Raw genomic sequence first — 18,226 nt, forward strand, 5'->3', positions numbered from 1 at the left:
GGAGCGGATGGGGTGAGAATGTTGAAAAAAGGTTTGGGTGTACTCAAGTATGGATTTGTAATCCTGATTGTTCTGTTATCGCTGGGTCCGTTCCTGTGGGTGCTGCTGGCTTCGTTTAAGACGAATGCCGAGATTCTGAGCAATTCGCTTGGCTGGCCAAGCAGCTTCCGTTTCTCCAATTACGCGATGGCCTTCAAAATAGCGCCGATTTCCCGGTTCTACATCAACAGTGTAATTGTGGGGATCTTTGGGACCGTATTGAATCTGCTTCTGCTCGGAATGGCTGGCTATGTTCTGGCGCGCTTTCAATTCCGCGGCAAGAAGCTGCTGATGGGAGCGTTCTCCCTTTCGCTGCTGATTCCCGGCGCTGCGATGCTGCAGCCGTTATATTTGACAGTGAACGCGCTCGGGCTGTATGACAAGCTGATTGGACTTATTATCGTGTATACCGGCTTTGGCTTGCCGGTCTCGCTCTATATTCTATCCAGCTATTTCCTGACGATTCCCAAGGAAATGGAGGAATCGGCTTACCTGGATGGTGCGAGCTTCATCCAGACCTTCTTCCGGATTATTCTGCCCATCTCGAAGCCGGGCTTCGGCACGGCGGGGGTGATGCAGTTTCTGCTCTGCTGGAATGAATTTCAATTCGCTATAATTCTGACGACGGGCAATCAGAGCCGCACACTGCCGCTTGCGCTTTATTATTTTAAAAGCCAGTTTGCCAGTGATTATGGCGTCATGTTCGCGGCCACGATGGTTGTTATCATCCCGAGTATTCTGGTCTATATTCTGCTGCAGGAGCAGGTTGTATCCGGACTTGCTGCGGGAGCGGTCAAGGGATGATGAACCGGATGATAACCAAAGGAAAGATACCGGAGAAATTGAGGGGTTGCAGATGAATGACGAAAACCTGTGGTGCCTGAAAGAAAACGGGTATCAGGCTGGACTGCATAAGCATTATGAGGGGCTGTTTACCCAGGGAAACGGCTACATGCATGTCCGTGGAAGCTTTGAGGAGGGGTGCAGCGATGCGCCCCAGGATGAGGAATATCTGCGCTTTCCCGATAACGTCACGCTGGAGAAGCCGCGGCACCCCAAGTCCAAGCAGGGAACCTTCATCCCGGGCATTGTCGGGCAGCATCCATTGCTGAAGGAAGAGATTATCAATCTTCCTTATGTGCTGGGACTTGAATTCCGGTTGGCGGGCGAGACTCTGGATATGGACCGCTGCCGGATCAGCGGCTACAGACGCTGGCTGGATCTGCGGGATGGCAGCCTCCAGCGTTCATTCATCTGGGAGACGGCAGAGGGCATGCAGCTTCAATGTACCTATAGCCGCTATATCAGTATGGCGGATACCCATCTGTGCATCCAGCGGGTACAGGTGGCGGTGCTGGCAGGCGAAGGCAGGCTGGAGGTGAAGACCACCCTCCGGGCTGATGTGCGCACCAATGGAATGAATCATTTTGCCCGGATAGTTCCCTCGGCAGAAACAGTAGGAAGCCTGTCCCTCGAGACCCTGACAGAGGAGGGGAATCAAATCTTCATGCTGTCTGCGCTGGAAGTCTCTGAAGTGATGAACTGGCAGGCAGATAATACCCGGACGACGGCTGCGCTTCGCGGGGAATGCAGCTTACAGACCGGGGACCGGTTAACTGTCAGCAAGCTGACTGCGGTGACAACGGACCGTGACATGGAGGAAGGAACGGTGCGCAGCAGGGCGTGTACGCAGCTCAGCCGCGCACGCGATTTAGGCTGGGAGCAGCTGTATAACCGGCATGCTGACAGCTGGAAAAGCAAGTGGCAGGAGGCCGATATCCGTATCAAAGGAGACGATATGGCGCAATTAAGCGTCCGTGCTTCGCTCTACCATCTGATCCGCTCCAATAGGGAGCAGGATGCACGGGTGGCAATCTGTGCCAAGGGTTATGCCGGCGAAGCCTATTTCGGCAGGTATTTCTGGGATACGGAGATTAACCTGCTGCCCTTCTTCCTGCATACCAACCCGCAGGCCGCCCGCAATCTGCTTCTGTTCCGCTATAATACGCTAGATGGAGCCAGACGCAACGCGCGGAATTATGGATACCGGGGAGCACGGTATGCCTGGGAGTCCTCGTTAAGCGGGGAAGAGCAATGTGCCAACTGGCAGTATGCTGATCACGAAATTCATATAACAGCGGATATAGTGTATGCGCTATGCCACTATGTGAGAGCTACAGGAGATAATGAATTTCTGGAGCGCTACGGTATTGATATTCTGGTGGAGACGGCCCGTTATTGGTGTGACCGGGTGGATTGGAACCGGGAGGGAGTGGGAGAGCTGCTCGGCGTAATGGGACCGGACGAATATTTGCCCTTTACCCGTAACAATGCCTTCACCAACCGCATGGTCAAATTCAGTCTGGAGCAGACCGTTGCTTGTATGGACAACCTGGAAGGCGGTAATCCGGACGGCTATGCGGCTGCGGCAGAGCGGCTGGATATTCGTCCCGGTGAACGGGAGCTCTTCCGGCACACGGCGGAGAAGCTGAGGCTGCCTTACGACAGCCAGACCGAAATTGTTCCGCAATCCGACGATTTCGCTTCCTATGCAGATGTGGATTTTGCCAGTCTCTGGACCGACAGGTCCCGGCCGTTCGGCCATTTCATTTCCCAGGAGCGCAATTATCGCTCCAAGGCATTAAAGCAGGCGGATGTGCTGGAATTAATGCTGCTGTTCCCGCAGGAATTCACCCGGGAGCAGCTGAAGGCGGCCTATGCCTATTATGAGCCGATTACGACCCATGATTCTTCTTTGTCGGCGGCGGTTCACGGCATTGTGGCCTCCTGGCTGAATCAGAAGGAGGCTGCGGCAGATTTCCTGCAGCGGGTGATGGCTATCGATCTCTCCTTGGAGAAAAAGGGTGCCGCTGAGGGGATTCACATCGCCAATTGTGGCGGCCTCTGGCAGCTGATTGTATACGGGTTTGCCGGTTTGACGAGTGCGATGTGGAGCGAGACCCTTCAGCTGCAGCCCCGTCTGCCTGAGGGCTGGGAGGAGCTGAGTTTCCGGATTGCCTGGCGGGGGGAGCGCTACCGGATAACCGTTAATCCGGGAGCTTATGAAGTACACAAGCTGAAGGGAGGGAACGCTATTGCAGGCACAGCCATTTGAGGCAGCCATCTTTGATTTGGACGGCGTCATTGTCGATACGGCAAAATTTCACTATAAAGCCTGGAAGCGTCTTGCCGGTGAGCTGGGATTCGCTTTCAGCGAAAGAGAGAATGAGCAGCTGAAGGGTGTCAGCCGCATGGAGTCGCTTGATCTTCTGCTTCAGGCCGGCGGGATCACGGAGGTAACGCCGGAGCGGAGGGAGGCGCTGACTTCCCGGAAAAATGAGTGGTACAAGGAGTATCTTGCAACCCTTACGCCCGCTGATGTATTGCCCGGTGTAACCAACTTTCTTGAACTATTGCGTTCATGCGGAATCCAAACAGCGATTGCCTCGGCCAGCAAGAACGCTCCTCTGATTCTGGAGAAAGTGAACATCAGGCCGCTGTTTGACGTCGTGGTGGATGGGAACAGCATTGTCAAGGCAAAGCCGGACCCGGAGGTGTTCCTGCAAGCAGCCAGGCTGCTGGGTGTGGCCCCGGCCGCATGCTTTGTCTTTGAAGATGCGGCCGCCGGTGTAGAAGGGGCGATCACGGCGGGCATGCGCGTTGTCGGCATCGGAGACAGGGGGCTGCTTGCCTGTGCTCATCTTACCATCACCAGCTTTGAACAGCTTGAGCCTGTGTTTCTGCTGGGCCATATCGGCGTAACCGGTCACACCGGATGGGGAGGCCGCCCGGATGAACAATGAGCGGATAACCGAATTGACGCTGGCGCAGCTGCAGCCGGGCATTCCGCAGGTGCTGCCGGGAGGCGGTTCGGTCACCCTGAAGCTTGTTACAGACCGCTTCGGCTTGCAAATGCACCTGTTGACCATATCCAATGGCAGACTTGTCTTTACCGTGATTCTGGAGCGGGGGATGGACATTGGAGAAATCAGGCTGGATTCTGAGAAGATCAGCTGGGAGCGTGATGAGCGGTATCTGCTGCATCCGGATCATGTAAATCTGTCGGATAACGAGCATTCAGGCTGGGATTCAGGCTTCTATGCAGCTGTGGCTGCCATAGGGCCTGAAATTTTCGGCACCCCGGATGAGGCAAGAACCGTCCACGGGACAGGGTCCTATTCCCCGGCGCTGCCGGAATCGGTACGGCTAATTTGGGATGAGCGGCAGATCTGCCTGGAGGGCAACGTTCCCGTGAGAGGGTATGGAACATTGCCTGTGTATGATAAAACAATCCGGATAGTAACAAATTACGGGGCAACTGTGCTGTTCCGGGAGGATACGGTGCGGAATTTAACACATACCGCCCAACCGGTTGATGACGGATACCATATCCAGCTGGCGGGGGATTTTATGTCGGGCGGAGGGAGTTATGTCCTGCCGGTCTCTCCCGGGAAAATGCTGCTCCGCGATTCTGCCCCGCCGGAGGAAGACCCGTTAGCGGTCTACGATTCCGGTACCCGGCTGGACCCGATCCGCTGTTATCAATACGTTCCTGAGCCAGTGGAGGGGCTTACTGGTCTGCCGCAGGTCCGCGACTATTGTGCTGCCGCAGGCGGGGGCCGGGAGTTGACGGCCGAGATGCTGGTGAACGCAGGACAAGATGCCGCGGCCTATGTGATTCGTTCCCTGCAATGCTATCCCCGTTCTCTGGTAGCCAAACGGGCGACCAGGGACTGTATGTATGCTCTGGAGCCTTGTAAAACCAGACCCAATTCCATGATGCAAAAAATGATAGATGGTGAAGTGGTCTATGTCGGGCCCCGTGGCCAGTGCAGCGGCTGGATCATCCTGGGGGCGACACGTGATCCGCAGGAAATTACAACCCTGACGCACTTGATCCGAAGTGCAGTAAAGTGACTTATGCCAGAAACAGAGGCTCCATCCAGGTTTAAGTGAAAATTAAATAACCAGTTGCCGGCAGATTTCCGGCGACTGGTTATTTGAATTTTGCCGGGTTTTTCACAAAGGAGAATATAAATTCCACACAAAGCTTCGTATTTTCCACTTCTCGATCAGTTCATCCGTGCCAGAGAGCGTCTGCGCAATCGGAAGGCCCGTTGGAGCGGTTGGCTTCACGGCAGAATTATGACAGGACAAACCGAATACGTGGATACAGGAACCAAAGTGACGGTCGGTTTGCTATTGAATTACTTTGTTCAAGCCTGCTACCAGGGATGGAGCAGCTTCCTTACCGGGTGATCTTAAGCCATTGTTCGGTTGCTGGTTTGGCTATACAAGAAGCGCTCCCCCCGGACACTGTTCCAGGGGGAGCGCCTTATTTATGCCTTGCAGAACCAGTAATAAGCGTTTCTGCGTTAGGCTTATCTCAAATAATTCAGCAGGATCTGCGCAGCTTCTGCACGGGTGGCGGGAGCTTTGGGAGCGAAGGTTCCGTCGGCCCGCCCTTTCACGAGGCCAAGCGAAGCTGCCGCAGCCACTTGTTCCGCTGCCCAGCCGGAGATGCTGTCAGCATCCTTGAGGGAAGGGCTGGCCGGAGCGGCCGGAATGGCATCATGCTGGAGTCGGTACGCCCGCATCAGAATGACAGTCATCTCTTCACGGCTGATCTCTGCATTCGGCTGGAAGGACTCCGGAGTCCTTCCGGTAATCAGACCAGCCTGGACCATGCCGGAGAGAGCGTTCTGATACCAGGCGCCTTCCGGGACATCGGCGAAGGAAGTGGTGCCGCTGCCGCTTAGCTGCAGCGTGTTCGCCATCAGCTGCACGAATTCAGCTCTGGTAATATTCCGGCCGGGCTGATAAGCCTGCTCCGATATTCCCTTGATCAGATGCTTCGCAGACAGCTCACGCAAGGCTTCAAATGCCCAGTGAGTGACAGGAACATCACTGAATTGCTTCGAATACTCCAGCAGCGCGTACATGCCGCTGCCGTCAAGTAGCGCCTTCAACCTGCCGTCTTCAGCTGCACCGCCAAGATAGGTGAGTGTGCCGTCACTCCCCACACGGTACAGGCCAAGCAGCCTCGGATCAAGTCCATCGGCCGGCCAGCTGAAGCCTACCGGAACCGGATAATCCGTAAGACGGTGAACCGTTCCATCCGCGCCGGACAGACTCAGATCATAATCAATCAGCTTGCCTTTCAGCGCTACACCGGCTTCCGTCTTCAGCTTCACTTCTTCCAGCGCCTTCAATTCTGCCTTCAGCCGGATCTTTGCGCCGCTGCTCTCGGCAGCAGGCATGGTTTCGGCCAGCAGCTTCAGCAATTCCGGCGCCAGCACCAGCTCTATTCCGTCTCCCTGCACACGCAGTGAATGGGTTCCCAGCAGCTCCCAGGCATTCGCCGGAAGCTCAACCGCAGCCGCTTGCCCCACCTGCACAGTAACCACCCCGTTCGCCGCCGGACCGCTCAGCTGGGCGGCTGTAATGACGGCAGCCGAAGGCCGTGGCGTTGCGGTTGGCAGCGGCGTTGCCGTTGGATTCACCGTTGTTGACGGCGGACCCGCCGGGGTCACCGGAGGATCCGTTGGCGTTACCGGCGGAACTGTTGGTGTTACCTGCTGATGGTTGACGGTCAGCTCAATCGTCTCTGTATGGACCGCATCCACATAAGTATGCTCCCCGATGATACGGGTATTCATGACCTCCACCTTGTATGCTCCTGCATCCGAAGCCCCAGCTTTCCCGACAGTCATACTGCTGCCAGTGGCGCCGTCCAGTACAAGATCATTCTTCAGCCAGCGGTAGCTCAACTCTCCGTATACCGAGTTGGCTACAACGGTAAAGGTAACTGAATCGCCTTCCACTACCGGATTTGCGGTTGCCGTGAACGATTGAACCGAAGGGATTTCATGCGCCGAATATACCTTGAGCACCAGTTCTGTTCCGGTGATACGTTCCGAATTCACCTCCGCTTTGCCGGTCATCACCACACGGTACTGCGTTCCGTCATCTTCCACTCCCGGGGTGAAGCGGTATACCGCACCGGTAACACTCGCGATCGGCAGCCAATCACCGCCGGCGGTTCGCTTCACTTCCCACCCGATAGACTCAACGTCTCCCGTCGGCTCAACCAGCAGCGTTAGCGGCTCACCTGCCACTGTCTCAAGCTGTGACGGCAGATCGGTCCCGAATGCCGGAGGGGTCCATTCCGCATCTGCCGGAAGCACCTGCAGGATATATTCCTGCTCTCCGGTTAAGCCGCCTTCGCCCGTCACGACGGCCTTGTACCGGTAGCCGCTCATCGCTTCCGACAACTCCGGAAGCGTCAGCATATCGCCTGAACCGACCGGCTCGCCGTAGCCTTCTCCCTGGTCCACGTACCAGGTGTAGGCCAGCGTTCCTGTCCCTTTACCAGCAGCGCGGAGCACTCCGACTGATCCCGCCCGCAGCGAGCCTTCACTGACAATCTGCACCGCAGGTGCCTGAAGAGTCCATTTCGCAGTCAGCTTCAATGCACCAGGCACCGTTTGGGCGGCAAAATCCCATTTCGCAGCATCGTTGTACCAGCCCTCCAGCTCATAGCCTTCCTTCGTTACAGCCGGAGCAGTCAACGGTTCGCCGTACACAGCCTGAACAACCGTCTGCGCCGGACTTCCGCCACTCGCGTCAAACGTTATATCATAGCGCCCCCCCAGCTCGGTCAATGCGCTGATTTCACTATTGCTGAGGTTGCGAATTTCAATTTTCATACGCTGATTATCTTTCGCCTGGTCATCAGCTAATCTCACTGCAGCGCCATCACTCTTAGATGCTCCTTCTACAGTGATTACTTTATTGTTGCTTTTGTTAATTATTTTATAGTAGTCACCGTCTTTTTCCAGTTTCCACTGCTGAGTATCGGGTATGGACCCGGAAGCTTTTGTATTCTGACAGAGCTGCTGTATGGCTGAACCGGGAAGAATGTCGATTACAAGACCGCTTTGAACCGACTGAATTTGGTAGTATCCTGTACCGAGATCCAAGAATCTCCACAGCTGATTATTTCCGTCGCCGTTGGCCCATTGGTTAATTACCGCTAGCGGATTACTTGAAACTTTGTCCACATCCAGTGCTTTTCCGCTGTGCTTTGGCTGGATTTTAACCATCTTTTCGGGAATGATTTTCTTGGCAATTGAACTCATAAATCCGCCGCTGGTCTTATCAATCGTGAGACTGTCGATATTGAATCTTCCGGTATCGCCTTGTTCACGGATGAATTCAATTACATTTTTTCCGGCGTTCAAGTTTACTGACTCCGTACTGCTGGTCCACATATCCCAATTCGCTGTCGGAGGCAGGGATACTTGCTTTATTCTCTGTCCGTTAACATACATCGTCATGGTTATATTGGAACTCTGTGCGCCGGAATACCGCAGTGTTGAGGTATAGGCAGCCGTATTGGGGACATTTACTTCAAACTTGATCGAATCGCCTTTTTGCTCAAATCCGCCTACAAATCCGTTGCCTTCATACCATAAATGATCTTTGGCAATCTTCAGGCTGCCTGCTCTGGTTGCTTCTTCGGCCTGATACCTCCAGGGAGTCCGCTTGTTAAGATGAATACTGTCAATATTTATAATGCCTGAATTATTTGCTTCATTTGTATAAGTGATCGTGTTTTTCCCCTCAGTGAGACTTAAAGTCTCAAGCTGCTCTTTCCAGACAGTAAGTCCGCCAGTAGCCGGGAGGGTGATATTTTTAATCTTAGTGCCATTCAAATACAAACCTAAGGTTTTACCTGCAGCTTCTTTGGCATATCTCAGCTTCATATCATAAGACGCCGCATTCTCAACATTTACAGAAAACTCCACGGATGAGTTCGCTCTGGACAGCCCGGTTACATAACCGGTCCCCAGATTGCCGTCTTTTGCGTAAACGACCGCAGCATCATTCGAGCCCGTAGTTTTTGCATCTTCTGCTCCATAATGCCAGGTAGTTGCTTCGGTAACTGTTATATAGTCCAGATTGACATTGCCGGTGTCGCCAGCGTCATATTTATACATGATCGTATTTTCCCCTTCTTTAAGGAAAACATTGTCATAGCGGTCGGCCCAGCTGTTCCAGCTTTTTAAGCTAAAGAAATCTACCTGCTTAATTTTTTGCCCGTTTACATACATACTCAGGGTCCTGTCATCATTAAATCCTAAGCTGTAGCCCATCTTAACCGAATAGCTGCCTGCATTAGCAGCATTTACCTTGAAGGTAACCGCAGAATTTGAAGCCCATAATCCTCCAACAAAACCGGTTCCGCTATATCCCGGATGGTCTGTATCTACCTTTGCCTTTCCGGACAGCCCGGCATTTTCTGCCTCATACAAGCTGCTTCTTTTGATAATCATGCCATCCAGAGCCAAATTGCTCTTGCCGGAAAGGCGGATCGTATTGCTTCCGGCGTTAAGCTTAATATTATAAGCTGATTGAATATCGAAGTTTGCATCAAATCCTGCATTAGAGGCAAAGGAAAGCTCCCGGGCAGCCTCCCCATTGACTCCTAATTTCATGTTAACAGCATTCGCCGTATTATTATTGTATCTGAAATCCAGGGTGTAGGTTCCTTTAGCGTTAGTGTTTACTGTAAACTCTACATAGTCATTAGCGCTGCTGCTACTGTATTTTTCATATACGCCACCCGAAGCATAACCACTTTTTCCGATGACTTTAGAAACGCCTGCCAGCTTTGCATCCTCGGCTTCATAAATTTCGCTTTTTTCCTCTCCGGAGGGTCTGTTCAGGACAGTGCCGGGATTTGAAGGAATTCCGAGATTTATGAAATCATTATCATCCCAGTAGATACGCTGCGCTCTTATTCCTCTGTTTCCGCCGCCTTGTCCATGAGTCGGTATTCCATGATACATAATCCAATCCTCGGTGTCGTCTTCGGACTTAAGGAACAAGGGCGATCCCGGCCCATATGAACTGTTTTCATCCGATCTTTTCATGACAGGCTCAGGATATTTCACCCATGACTTTGCATTCATCACATCAGAGGCTGCATCAGCTACGGATACGCCTACAGAATAGTTATCATTCATAAAACTGCTTGCCGAGTAGGCAAAATAGATTTTACCGTTTCTTTCAACGACCGCAGCGCCTTCATTAATATTGTCGCCATGCTTTTCCCAGTCATATTGCGGCCTTGCCACTGTAGCTTCTGCACCTTCCAATGTCCACGGGTTCTTCATTTTGACAATCGTAGGGCTCTCGTCAAATTTCGTCTTTGCAGGATCATTTGGGTCAGGGTAATAGTAGTATTTTGTATAGGTGAAGTATGTTTCTCCTTTAATTGATACAACGCCGCATGCCAAACCATAGCTCTGCGTGTTCAGAAGTCCTTTCTTGACCGTAACCTGTCCATCGCTGTCTGCATTGGCGGATTCTCCCTTAAGCTCCCAGGTTCCTTCAAAAGGATCGGGCGATGAGTTCTCCAGGACGTAGGAGCTTGGATGTCCATATCCGAAGCTCACCTCCGGACCTGAAGAGAAATACAGATACCATTTGCCATTCAGCCTATATACGTATGGACCCCACACATATCCGAAATTATCCGGTTTCTTCCAAACGATTTTGCTTTTTGCAGTGGATACACCGAGAATGGTTTCATGCCTTTTTAAGGTGATATTATTATCGCTTGAAAAAGCTGAATAGTAATAGCCGTCTGCAGCCCTTGCAATTGTAGGATCAGCACCTCCCATAAGCGGGTTCACATAATTCGAAGTTACCTCTGCGCTGGAGATGCCTGCCAGCAATAATGAAAGTAGAATTGCAAAGGGTAACATCATTAAACTTTTTTTCCTCATGGTAATCTCCTTCTCAAATTAATTTTATAATTGATTGCAACCGCTTGCATTTTTTTTGTAGCGCTACGCATTCATTATAAAATAAAAGTGGAACTGTTTTTCGGCATCATATTTTGCAATATTTTGAGGGTTTGTATTTGCAGGAGAAGAGTCGTGGACAGAAATTCGATTTTCTTATGTTTTTTTTAGCTTTCTTATGTTTTTTTACTTTATGCTCGCTACGCGAAATATACCCGTTCTTCGGCGATTTCTTCTATTTTGTTGATCCGGTTATAGTTCTGATTGATGTACGACAGGATCGGGGCAAAGTTTGCGTATGCCGCAGGCACATGTTCAACTCTGGGAGATCTTTTACTCTCGATTAAGAGGTTCAGGATATCTGCCAGATAGATGAAAATACGGTTCTGTGAAAGGAATTGGGCTTGAATAAGGCGACGTCATACATCATGATGTCATACAAGGCGTCATTGACCACGAAATGATGGTAGCCGTCTTCCAGAAAATATAACTCAATATACTAAAAGATTATTGCTATGAATTGCTGTATATTCGAGTCACCAATATAGATTCAGATACAGGAGGATAAACACTTGAAGCACGAATTGTTGAAGAGAGAGGCCACAGTAAGGGTTTATGTGTCCGAAACAGAGAACAGTGCGGTAAGCTGAATTATATGAAGTCTTTGCCCAGGTGACCAATGTGCGGAAGATTGAACATATGAATTCGGATGTCTTTACACAAACGATGCTGGGGGATGAGGCTGGGCGCAGACTGCTGCTCATTCTGAACAGCTTGCTGCCGGAGCGTATGTGTTCTCCATCCTGGCCAGAAAGTCGCAGCTGCGGGTGGACCGGATTTATCTGACTACAGGAGATGAGTTGCCGCCAGTGGATGCAGAGTGGACGGGTTCGGTTAGAAAACAGCGATAAGTTTTACGATCCATGCACTCGATGCGGGGATGCAGGCCGATTACGTCCTCATGGATACCTGGTTTACCCGGGCGCCATTAATCGAAGAAATTCATCGTAAGGGTTTGTTCGTTATTGGTCTCGTGAAAGATTTGAAGCAGCGTTACCGCTATGCTGACGGCCTGGCAAGCCTCACTCCGTTGCACAGCATCTGCCGTAAAACACAAAAACGAGGGGATATTTTAGGCAGTGTCTATGCCCAACTTCCCTGTGGTATTCCACTCAAAATCGAGTTCGTAAGTCGAGAATTTAACCGCTAAAGCCTGGTATTGCTGGATTTCTCGAAACGGGATTGAAAAGTTCTCTCCTGCAGTTCTCTCCTTTTTCTTGAGGGAAAGAACATCAGTCAGATGAGATATATAGTCGCCGATGTGGTGGAATGGCAGACACGCCGCACTCAAAATGCGGTGCCGAGAGGCTTGCCGGTTCGAGTCCGGCCATCGGTATACGAAAAGGGTTTATAAGGTTGCTACTAAGCAATTTTATAAGCTCTTTTTCTTTGTAGAAATGTTATATTTTTATCGCCTTATTCATGGTTTCGGCTGAGTTAATTTTCGAACTGAACTCAAGGTGTGAATAAATATTTGCAGTTGTTGCGTAATCGCTATGGCCTAACCATTCTTGAACTTCCTTCATACTGACGCCATTGGAAAGAAGCAGAGTGGCACAACTATGACGAAGATCATGATAGCGGATATGCCGCATATCATGTTTTTTCAGGACAAGGGAAAAATGCTGAGTGATATAATTAGGCTTAATTCGATTCCCCATAGCATCCACATTGATATAGTCCAGGTAGTCTATGCAGTATGAATCCTTGCAAAGTCCCCGGTTGATCTCCCGCTGCTGTTTCAAACGCAGCAGCAGCTCATAGAAGGCGTCTACAAGCGGCAGAGTGCGACGGCTTGCCTTATTCTTCGTCCTGTCCTTCTCAATGGTGATAAGCTTTCCATTCAGTGAGCCTGAAGTAACCGTATGTTTGATCGTAATGGTTTTATTTATCAAATCGATAGCAGACCATTTCAATCCAAGAGCCTCGCTTCGCCGTAATCCATAAAAAGCCGCTAGAATAACAGCAAGCTCAAATGGTATCTGAGCTGATTTTAATATGTTATTGATCAAATACGCATAAATAAATCATATTGTTCAAGCGGTGTTTCTCCTCGCTTGTGGCCTTGATGCAAGTAATCATCCTGTTGGCAGCCATATGATTTCCTGAAATAGAGGGGAATGATACAACTAAGATACAACTTTGATGTAATATAATTAAGAGGTGGTCATTGTGATTCGAATCTTAATCGTAGAAGATGAAAAACCAATTTCGGATTTAATACGAATGAACTTGTTCGAAGCGGGGTACTTTTGTGATTGTGCCTTTGATGGAATGGCAGCAGTAAATATGCTAGATGAAAACAAATATGATTTACTCCTATTGGATATCTATCTTCCAGAGGTCAATGGATATGAGGTTATGGAGTACGTTAAGCCTATGGATGTTCCGGTCATATTTTTGACGGCTAAAGCCAGTGTGGATGACAGAGTAAAAGGGTTAAAACTAGGTGCTGATGATTATCTTGTGAAGCCATTTGAAATTGTTGAGCTTTTAGCACGAGTAGAAGCAGTTCTAAGAAGGTATAATCTTAGCCAATCTGTCATTCAAATAGGCGGTTTGACTATTGATACTAAGGCAAGAACTGTAAAGAGAGATAGTCTTCATATTTCCCTTACCAAAAAAGAATATGAACTTTTGCTTTTATTTATTGGCAACAAAAATATTGCGCTCTTTAGAGACAAAATATATGAAAAGATATGGGGATTAGTATTTATAGGAGATAGCAGAACGGTTGACCTGCATGTTCAGCGGCTGCGAAAAAAGATTGGATGGGAGCAGTTGATTACGGTGGTCTATAAGGTGGGCTATCGATTGGAGATAAACACATGAAATTATCATGGAAGGTATTTCTTAGCACGCTAATCATTACGATATTAACATTCAGCATAGGAGGTTATTTTTTCATATCTGCTGTTTTTCAGTCTGCTTATAATAGAGAAAGCAGTTCAGCATTGGAGGAAAACAAAATGCTCCGCAGTTATTTTGGGGCATTAATTCCAACTGCAACATCTGAAGAGCTGGGTAAAAGTACAATGTTAAATATTTCAGAATCTATGATATCTCATTTTACAAATGAAAAATTATCAATAAGAATTTCTGATAGTATCCAGAATATAATTGCCCAGAGTGATGATGTGAACTTTGATATGAATTTGCTGAAACAGCTTGAAGAGAATTTCTTACTGCATAAGACGATTGGATATGATGGCCGATATTATATTCAGACAGCTGCAGTTCTTCAGACCTCCAGCAAGAAAGTATATTTAGAAACTTTTCATGATATAACTTCCATTTTTACTGACAGACAAGATTTATTTTCCTTTTATCGAAAACTGATTTTTTGCATGTTGACTGTCAACGGACTCTTGGTCTTTCTCATGACATTATGGACGCTCTCTCCTTTAAAAAGACTTTCTAACACGACAAGAGAAATAGCCAAAGGGAAATATAACGATAGAGTAATCGTTCGGGCAAAGGATGAAATTGGACTTCTGGCAGAGGATTTCAATAAAATGGCAGATAACCTTGAAATTAAAATACGAGATCTTGAGGCAACAACAATAAGCCAGAGGGATTTTATTGGAACCTTTGCTCATGAAGTTAAAACGCCTCTTACCTCCATTATTGGATATGCTGATATGCTCCGCTCAAAAAAAATGTCTGAAGAAAACAGAATTTTGGCAGCAGACTATATTTTTAATGAGGGAAAGAGACTGGAAACTCTTTCATTAAAGCTGCTAGATTTGTTGGTAGTGAAAAATCATGATTTTGAGATGAAGCAAATCAATATGAAAGAGTTGTTTATAAACATCAAAGGCGTTATGGAACCGATTCTCACGAACAGTAATATCATGCTTAAAATCTCCGCTGAGGATATTCAAATTAGAGTTGAACCGGATTTGATGAAAGCGCTTATTATAAACCTTGTAGACAATGCCAGAAAAGCTATTTTAGAAAACGGAGTCATCAGCCTAACAGGCAGTCGGATATCCATTGAGAGATTTATGATTATGGTTGAGGATAACGGCAAAGGAATACCGGAAAAGGAGCTTTCAAGGATTACAGAGATATTTTATAGGGTAGAAAAATCAAGGTTCAGAGGCAAAGGCGTTGGGATAGGGCTATCGTTGTGTAAGGAAATCGTAGAATTTCATGACGGAGAGATGAAATTTGAATCTAAGCTAAATACAGGAACCCGTGTACATTTGTGTTTAAGGGGGTAGAGAATCATGCGAACATCGATAAAATATATATTAACGATCCCTTCAATTTCCATTTTTATTTTAGCGAGCTTTTTCTTACCCGAAGTGGTGACCAATTATACGGATCAAAACATACTTGGAAAGGTTAGGGTTGAATCAGTTGAACTGCCGAAAATTATATCAGGAAATAACACATCAATAATCGAGAAAATAAATTTGTTGAGAGATTATCCACAGAATGTGAATCAGGTTGCACTCAAGATGGGTACAAATTTTGACTTGACTTCCGCAAGCGATAAATTTTTTGAAGAAATTTCAGTACTTACAAAACTTGGCTTATTACCTAAAATAGAACCAGGCGATAAAACCACCATTAAAATCGATGTCAGTCTATATGCACAGAAAGATGATCCGTCTATTAGTGGAGTGCTTTGGAATATCGTTTTGCAAGGAGACAAGGTTTCTGGGAACTTTTACATGGATGATCAAACCGGTAAGCTTATACAGTTTATTGCTAGCGTGCCAGCTAAACCGTCAGAGCCAAACAATAAGACCATCGAAAAATGGGCAGAATACCTTGGTCTTGAAGTACAGGATATAAAATTACAAGCAGAATCGAATTCTGTTTGGGAGGATGAAACAACCAAGGTAGCAAATTCTGAAGGTGGGTATTATGTTTATCATTTTGAGCTTGAATTTGAAGGCCGTGTTTTGCCTTATGCGTTTTACTCCTTTAAAAATGGATACGGATTTGGCTATATAATGAACTTTATATCCGGTTATAATGATACGTTCGTTAAGATTAGACCATGATAAATTAAAGCCATACAAAGAGCTTAAAACTTTGGAATATAAGAATACACCTTGAGCGCGTTTCTTTAGCCACATGGTGTATTTTTTGATTTAAAGCTTAGAAAAAATATTTTGCTCTAAGGGTAAATTGTACAACAATGAAGCAATAGAGATACAACTTTGATGCACAGACCACTTATACTCCATATTGTAAGAATATTCTAAATGAAAAGCGAGGTATAAAATGATATGAATTACCAAAAGAAACTAAAAAGAAAAGTAGTTATACCGATCATTACAATTATAATACTGTCAGTTTTCGGATATTTTGCATTTGCAACGAATGGGCGTCAAGAAGAAACTATGCCCTTAAGGGAATACAAAGTTTTCCGAGGAGACCTTACAGCGGGAATCGTTGGCGACGGTAATTTGACTCTACCGTATATTTCGCATTATTTTGACGTTCCCGTTCAGCTTGAAGCTGTTTATATCAAAAAAGGCGATACCGTAAAGACTGGAGATAGGATTGCCAAAACTGTTGGCAACGATTTAAAGGACCCGTATCTCTACGCAAAGTTGGATGGCATAGTTATTTCTGTTCCTTCAGTAGAGGGTGAAATGACTGCTGGAAAGCCAATCGTTGCTCAAATCGGCGACCCCCAAAAAATAGCTGCCCAGATAAAACTATCTCAGTCAGATATTGGTGAAGCTGAAATCGGTCAGCTTGTACAGTTTACCTTAGGTGCTTATCCGACGCAGACATTACAGGGTAAAATTACACATGTTCAGTTGGCGCCGACAAATGCCAACCCCTTGGAATATACGGTTTATGCTTCCGTTGAAGCCGATAATCTGCTTCTTTTGGAGGGCATGACATTCTCCGCTCAGCTCATTCAGAAACAGGTAAAGAATGTGCTTTGCCTTTCAAATAAAGCTATTCAGTTAAAAGAGGGAAAACAAACCGTACTTCTTTTAGATGAAAAAGGAAATTTATTTGACCGAGAAATTCAGACGGGGTTCTCAGATGGGCGATACAGTGAAATATTAGAAGGTCTTTCTGAGGGTGATATCGTTTATCTGGAGGGATAAGTATGCAATTGACTGAAATGTTACGTATCATATGGATTAATATTTTACAGAACAAATTTAAGGTTATTCTTAGTTCCTTAGGTATCATTGTTGGGGCTGCAACAATAGTTTTGGTTATTGCCATCGGTAAGGGGGGAGAAGCGGAAATAACCAGGCAGTTTGGCGATTTGTCTGCAGCAACCATATATATAAATCCGGATGAATCGCAAAGAGTCCTTTTTAATACGAGTATGACTAAAATTGAAAGATTAAACCAAGAGCTTATAAAAGAAATAAAAGAAGAAAATCCATATCTAGATGATATGATGCTTTTGGATTCCGGGCTTGCAAATGTAACGATAAATAGAGAATCCTTTCTTAGGAATGTCACAGGGGTAACGGCAGAATATGAGAATATCTTCAACCTATCAGCAGCCTATGGTGAAAATATCACAGAAGGTGATGTGGAGGATAAATCATTGGTTGCTGTTTTAGGCTATGATGTGGCAGTAAACAACTATGGCATGGCTGAAAATGCAATTGGAGAATATATAACACTCAATAATAAGCTCTTAAAAGTTGTAGGTGTTCTGGGGCGCAAGGGTGATAATGTAGGAGTAATCCTTCCAGATTCTTCTGTGTTTATTCCATATTCCGTGGGTCAGGAATATTTATTCAATAGTCAGTATTCCATACCACAAGCAGTTGCTTTAGCTAAGGATGTATCCCAAGTAGACGCTGCAATGAAATGGATACGTAGCTCTCTTACCTATTTTCTTGAAAATGGTGATGCCTATACCATTGATGATGTGGGCAGCAAAATGGAAGTTGCTCTTCGATCAGCAAAAATTATGAGTATGGTTTTGGTTTCCGTTGCGGCGATTGTATTTATTGTTAGCGGTATTGGAATCATGAATGTACTTTTCGTATCTGTGAAGGAACGTACAAAAGAAATTGGCATTTTGAAGGCTTTAGGCTGTCCCGAACGTAATATATTGCTGCAATTTCTTCTTGAATCCATAACCATAAGTCTATTTGGCAGCATGGCTGGGATGCTTCTGAGCATTTTTATACTGCCCCTTATGAAATATACCGATATTCCGGTTCTTCCATCTCTCGGTGGACAATTGGCAGCTTTATTCTTTTCGTTGCTGACAGGAACAATTTTTGGATATTATCCTGCATATAGAGCCTCGAGGCAGAAACCTATTGATGCGTTAAATTATGAATAAATGGAAGGAGAATGAC

The 18,226-nt window shown here is 47.1% G+C and carries 13 protein-coding genes and 1 tRNA gene; 12 read left to right on the top strand and 2 right to left on the bottom strand.

From position 1 onward, the window contains the following. The first annotated feature begins 18 nt into the window (after positions 1 to 18). From B9T62_RS07615 to B9T62_RS07630, 4 genes are read left to right on the top strand one after another with little or no spacing between them, the layout of a single operon-like run. Positions 19 to 843: a carbohydrate ABC transporter permease gene (locus tag B9T62_RS07615; RefSeq protein ID WP_087914707.1), complete on the top strand. Its 825-nt coding sequence runs from the start codon at positions 19 to 21 to the stop codon at positions 841 to 843. Between the two features lie 52 nt (positions 844 to 895). Next, positions 896 to 3,154 (top strand): glycoside hydrolase family 65 protein, encoded by a 2,259-nt coding sequence (locus B9T62_RS07620; RefSeq protein ID WP_087920181.1) that lies wholly within the window; start codon positions 896 to 898, stop codon positions 3,152 to 3,154. After that, positions 3,135 to 3,842, top strand: coding sequence for a beta-phosphoglucomutase (pgmB, locus tag B9T62_RS07625; protein ID WP_087914708.1), 708 nt, complete (start codon positions 3,135 to 3,137; stop codon positions 3,840 to 3,842). The genes B9T62_RS07620 and pgmB overlap by 20 nt, the downstream gene beginning before the upstream one ends. Beyond that, positions 3,832 to 4,956, top strand: coding sequence for a DUF4432 family protein (locus B9T62_RS07630; protein ID WP_087914709.1), 1,125 nt, complete (start codon positions 3,832 to 3,834; stop codon positions 4,954 to 4,956). Before pgmB ends, B9T62_RS07630 begins: the two co-directional genes overlap by 11 nt. A gap of 464 nt (positions 4,957 to 5,420) precedes the next feature. Here B9T62_RS07630 and B9T62_RS07635 read toward each other — a convergent pair whose 3' ends face one another. Beyond that, the gene (locus B9T62_RS07635) at positions 5,421 to 10,835 is read right to left on the bottom strand and encodes a CBM35 domain-containing protein (RefSeq protein ID WP_087914710.1); all 5,415 of its coding nucleotides are present in this window, start codon (positions 10,833 to 10,835) and stop codon (positions 5,421 to 5,423) included. Between the two features lie 699 nt (positions 10,836 to 11,534). Between B9T62_RS07635 and B9T62_RS39910 the strand changes: the two genes are divergently transcribed. The 3 genes from B9T62_RS39910 to B9T62_RS07640 all read left to right on the top strand — a co-directional run bounded on the left by B9T62_RS39910 (position 11,535) and on the right by B9T62_RS07640 (position 12,249). After that, on the top strand, positions 11,535 to 11,699 hold the full coding sequence (locus B9T62_RS39910; protein WP_169834348.1) for a hypothetical protein: 165 nt from the start codon (positions 11,535 to 11,537) through the stop codon (positions 11,697 to 11,699). 115 nt (positions 11,700 to 11,814) lie between these two features. After that, positions 11,815 to 12,063 carry a hypothetical protein gene (locus B9T62_RS38800; protein ID WP_157685501.1) on the top strand — a complete coding sequence of 83 codons (249 nt, stop codon included), beginning with the start codon at positions 11,815 to 11,817 and terminating at the stop codon, positions 12,061 to 12,063. 105 nt (positions 12,064 to 12,168) lie between these two features. Then, positions 12,169 to 12,249 (top strand) — tRNA-Leu (locus tag B9T62_RS07640). Between the two features lie 64 nt (positions 12,250 to 12,313). On the opposite strand, the gene B9T62_RS07645 is transcribed toward B9T62_RS07640, so the two are convergent. Then, on the bottom strand, positions 12,314 to 12,925 hold the full coding sequence (locus B9T62_RS07645) for a site-specific integrase (RefSeq protein WP_211296427.1): 612 nt from the start codon (positions 12,923 to 12,925) through the stop codon (positions 12,314 to 12,316). 160 nt (positions 12,926 to 13,085) lie between these two features. On the opposite strand from B9T62_RS07645, the gene B9T62_RS07650 reads away from it, so the two are divergent. The 5 genes from B9T62_RS07650 (at position 13,086) to B9T62_RS07670 (ending at position 18,210) form a co-directional block, all read left to right on the top strand. Then, the gene (locus B9T62_RS07650) at positions 13,086 to 13,745 is read left to right on the top strand and encodes a response regulator transcription factor (RefSeq protein WP_087914712.1); all 660 of its coding nucleotides are present in this window, start codon (positions 13,086 to 13,088) and stop codon (positions 13,743 to 13,745) included. Then, positions 13,742 to 15,139: a sensor histidine kinase gene (locus B9T62_RS07655; RefSeq protein WP_087914713.1), complete on the top strand. Its 1,398-nt coding sequence runs from the start codon at positions 13,742 to 13,744 to the stop codon at positions 15,137 to 15,139. The genes B9T62_RS07650 and B9T62_RS07655 overlap by 4 nt, the downstream gene beginning before the upstream one ends. Positions 15,140 to 15,145: 6 nt before the next feature. Beyond that, positions 15,146 to 15,931: a hypothetical protein gene (locus tag B9T62_RS07660; RefSeq protein WP_087914714.1), complete on the top strand. Its 786-nt coding sequence runs from the start codon at positions 15,146 to 15,148 to the stop codon at positions 15,929 to 15,931. Between the two features lie 228 nt (positions 15,932 to 16,159). After that, positions 16,160 to 16,999 carry an efflux RND transporter periplasmic adaptor subunit gene (locus tag B9T62_RS07665; RefSeq protein WP_087914715.1) on the top strand — a complete coding sequence of 280 codons (840 nt, stop codon included), beginning with the start codon at positions 16,160 to 16,162 and terminating at the stop codon, positions 16,997 to 16,999. A 2-nt stretch (positions 17,000 to 17,001) separates the two neighbouring features. Then, positions 17,002 to 18,210: an ABC transporter permease gene (locus tag B9T62_RS07670; protein WP_087914716.1), complete on the top strand. Its 1,209-nt coding sequence runs from the start codon at positions 17,002 to 17,004 to the stop codon at positions 18,208 to 18,210. Positions 18,211 to 18,226 lie beyond the last annotated feature (16 nt).

The organism is Paenibacillus donghaensis, from assembly GCF_002192415.1.
GTDB classification, from domain to species: domain Bacteria; phylum Bacillota; class Bacilli; order Paenibacillales; family Paenibacillaceae; genus Paenibacillus_AQ; species Paenibacillus_AQ donghaensis.

What these genes read in the sequence shown, in the direction of transcription:
- B9T62_RS07660 (WP_087914714.1), top strand. Translation starts at nt 15,146, where the DNA reads ATGCGAACATCGATAAAATATATATTAACGATCCCTTCAATTTCCATT.
- B9T62_RS07635 (WP_087914710.1), bottom strand. Translation starts at nt 10,835, where the DNA reads ATGAGGAAAAAAAGTTTAATGATGTTACCCTTTGCAATTCTACTTTCA.
- B9T62_RS07655 (WP_087914713.1), top strand. Translation starts at nt 13,742, where the DNA reads ATGAAATTATCATGGAAGGTATTTCTTAGCACGCTAATCATTACGATA.
- B9T62_RS07615 (WP_087914707.1), top strand. Translation starts at nt 19, where the DNA reads ATGTTGAAAAAAGGTTTGGGTGTACTCAAGTATGGATTTGTAATCCTG.
- B9T62_RS07665 (WP_087914715.1), top strand. Translation starts at nt 16,160, where the DNA reads ATGAATTACCAAAAGAAACTAAAAAGAAAAGTAGTTATACCGATCATT.
- B9T62_RS07670 (WP_087914716.1), top strand. Translation starts at nt 17,002, where the DNA reads ATGCAATTGACTGAAATGTTACGTATCATATGGATTAATATTTTACAG.
- B9T62_RS07620 (WP_087920181.1), top strand. Translation starts at nt 896, where the DNA reads ATGAATGACGAAAACCTGTGGTGCCTGAAAGAAAACGGGTATCAGGCT.
- B9T62_RS38800 (WP_157685501.1), top strand. Translation starts at nt 11,815, where the DNA reads ATGGATACCTGGTTTACCCGGGCGCCATTAATCGAAGAAATTCATCGT.
- B9T62_RS07630 (WP_087914709.1), top strand. Translation starts at nt 3,832, where the DNA reads ATGAACAATGAGCGGATAACCGAATTGACGCTGGCGCAGCTGCAGCCG.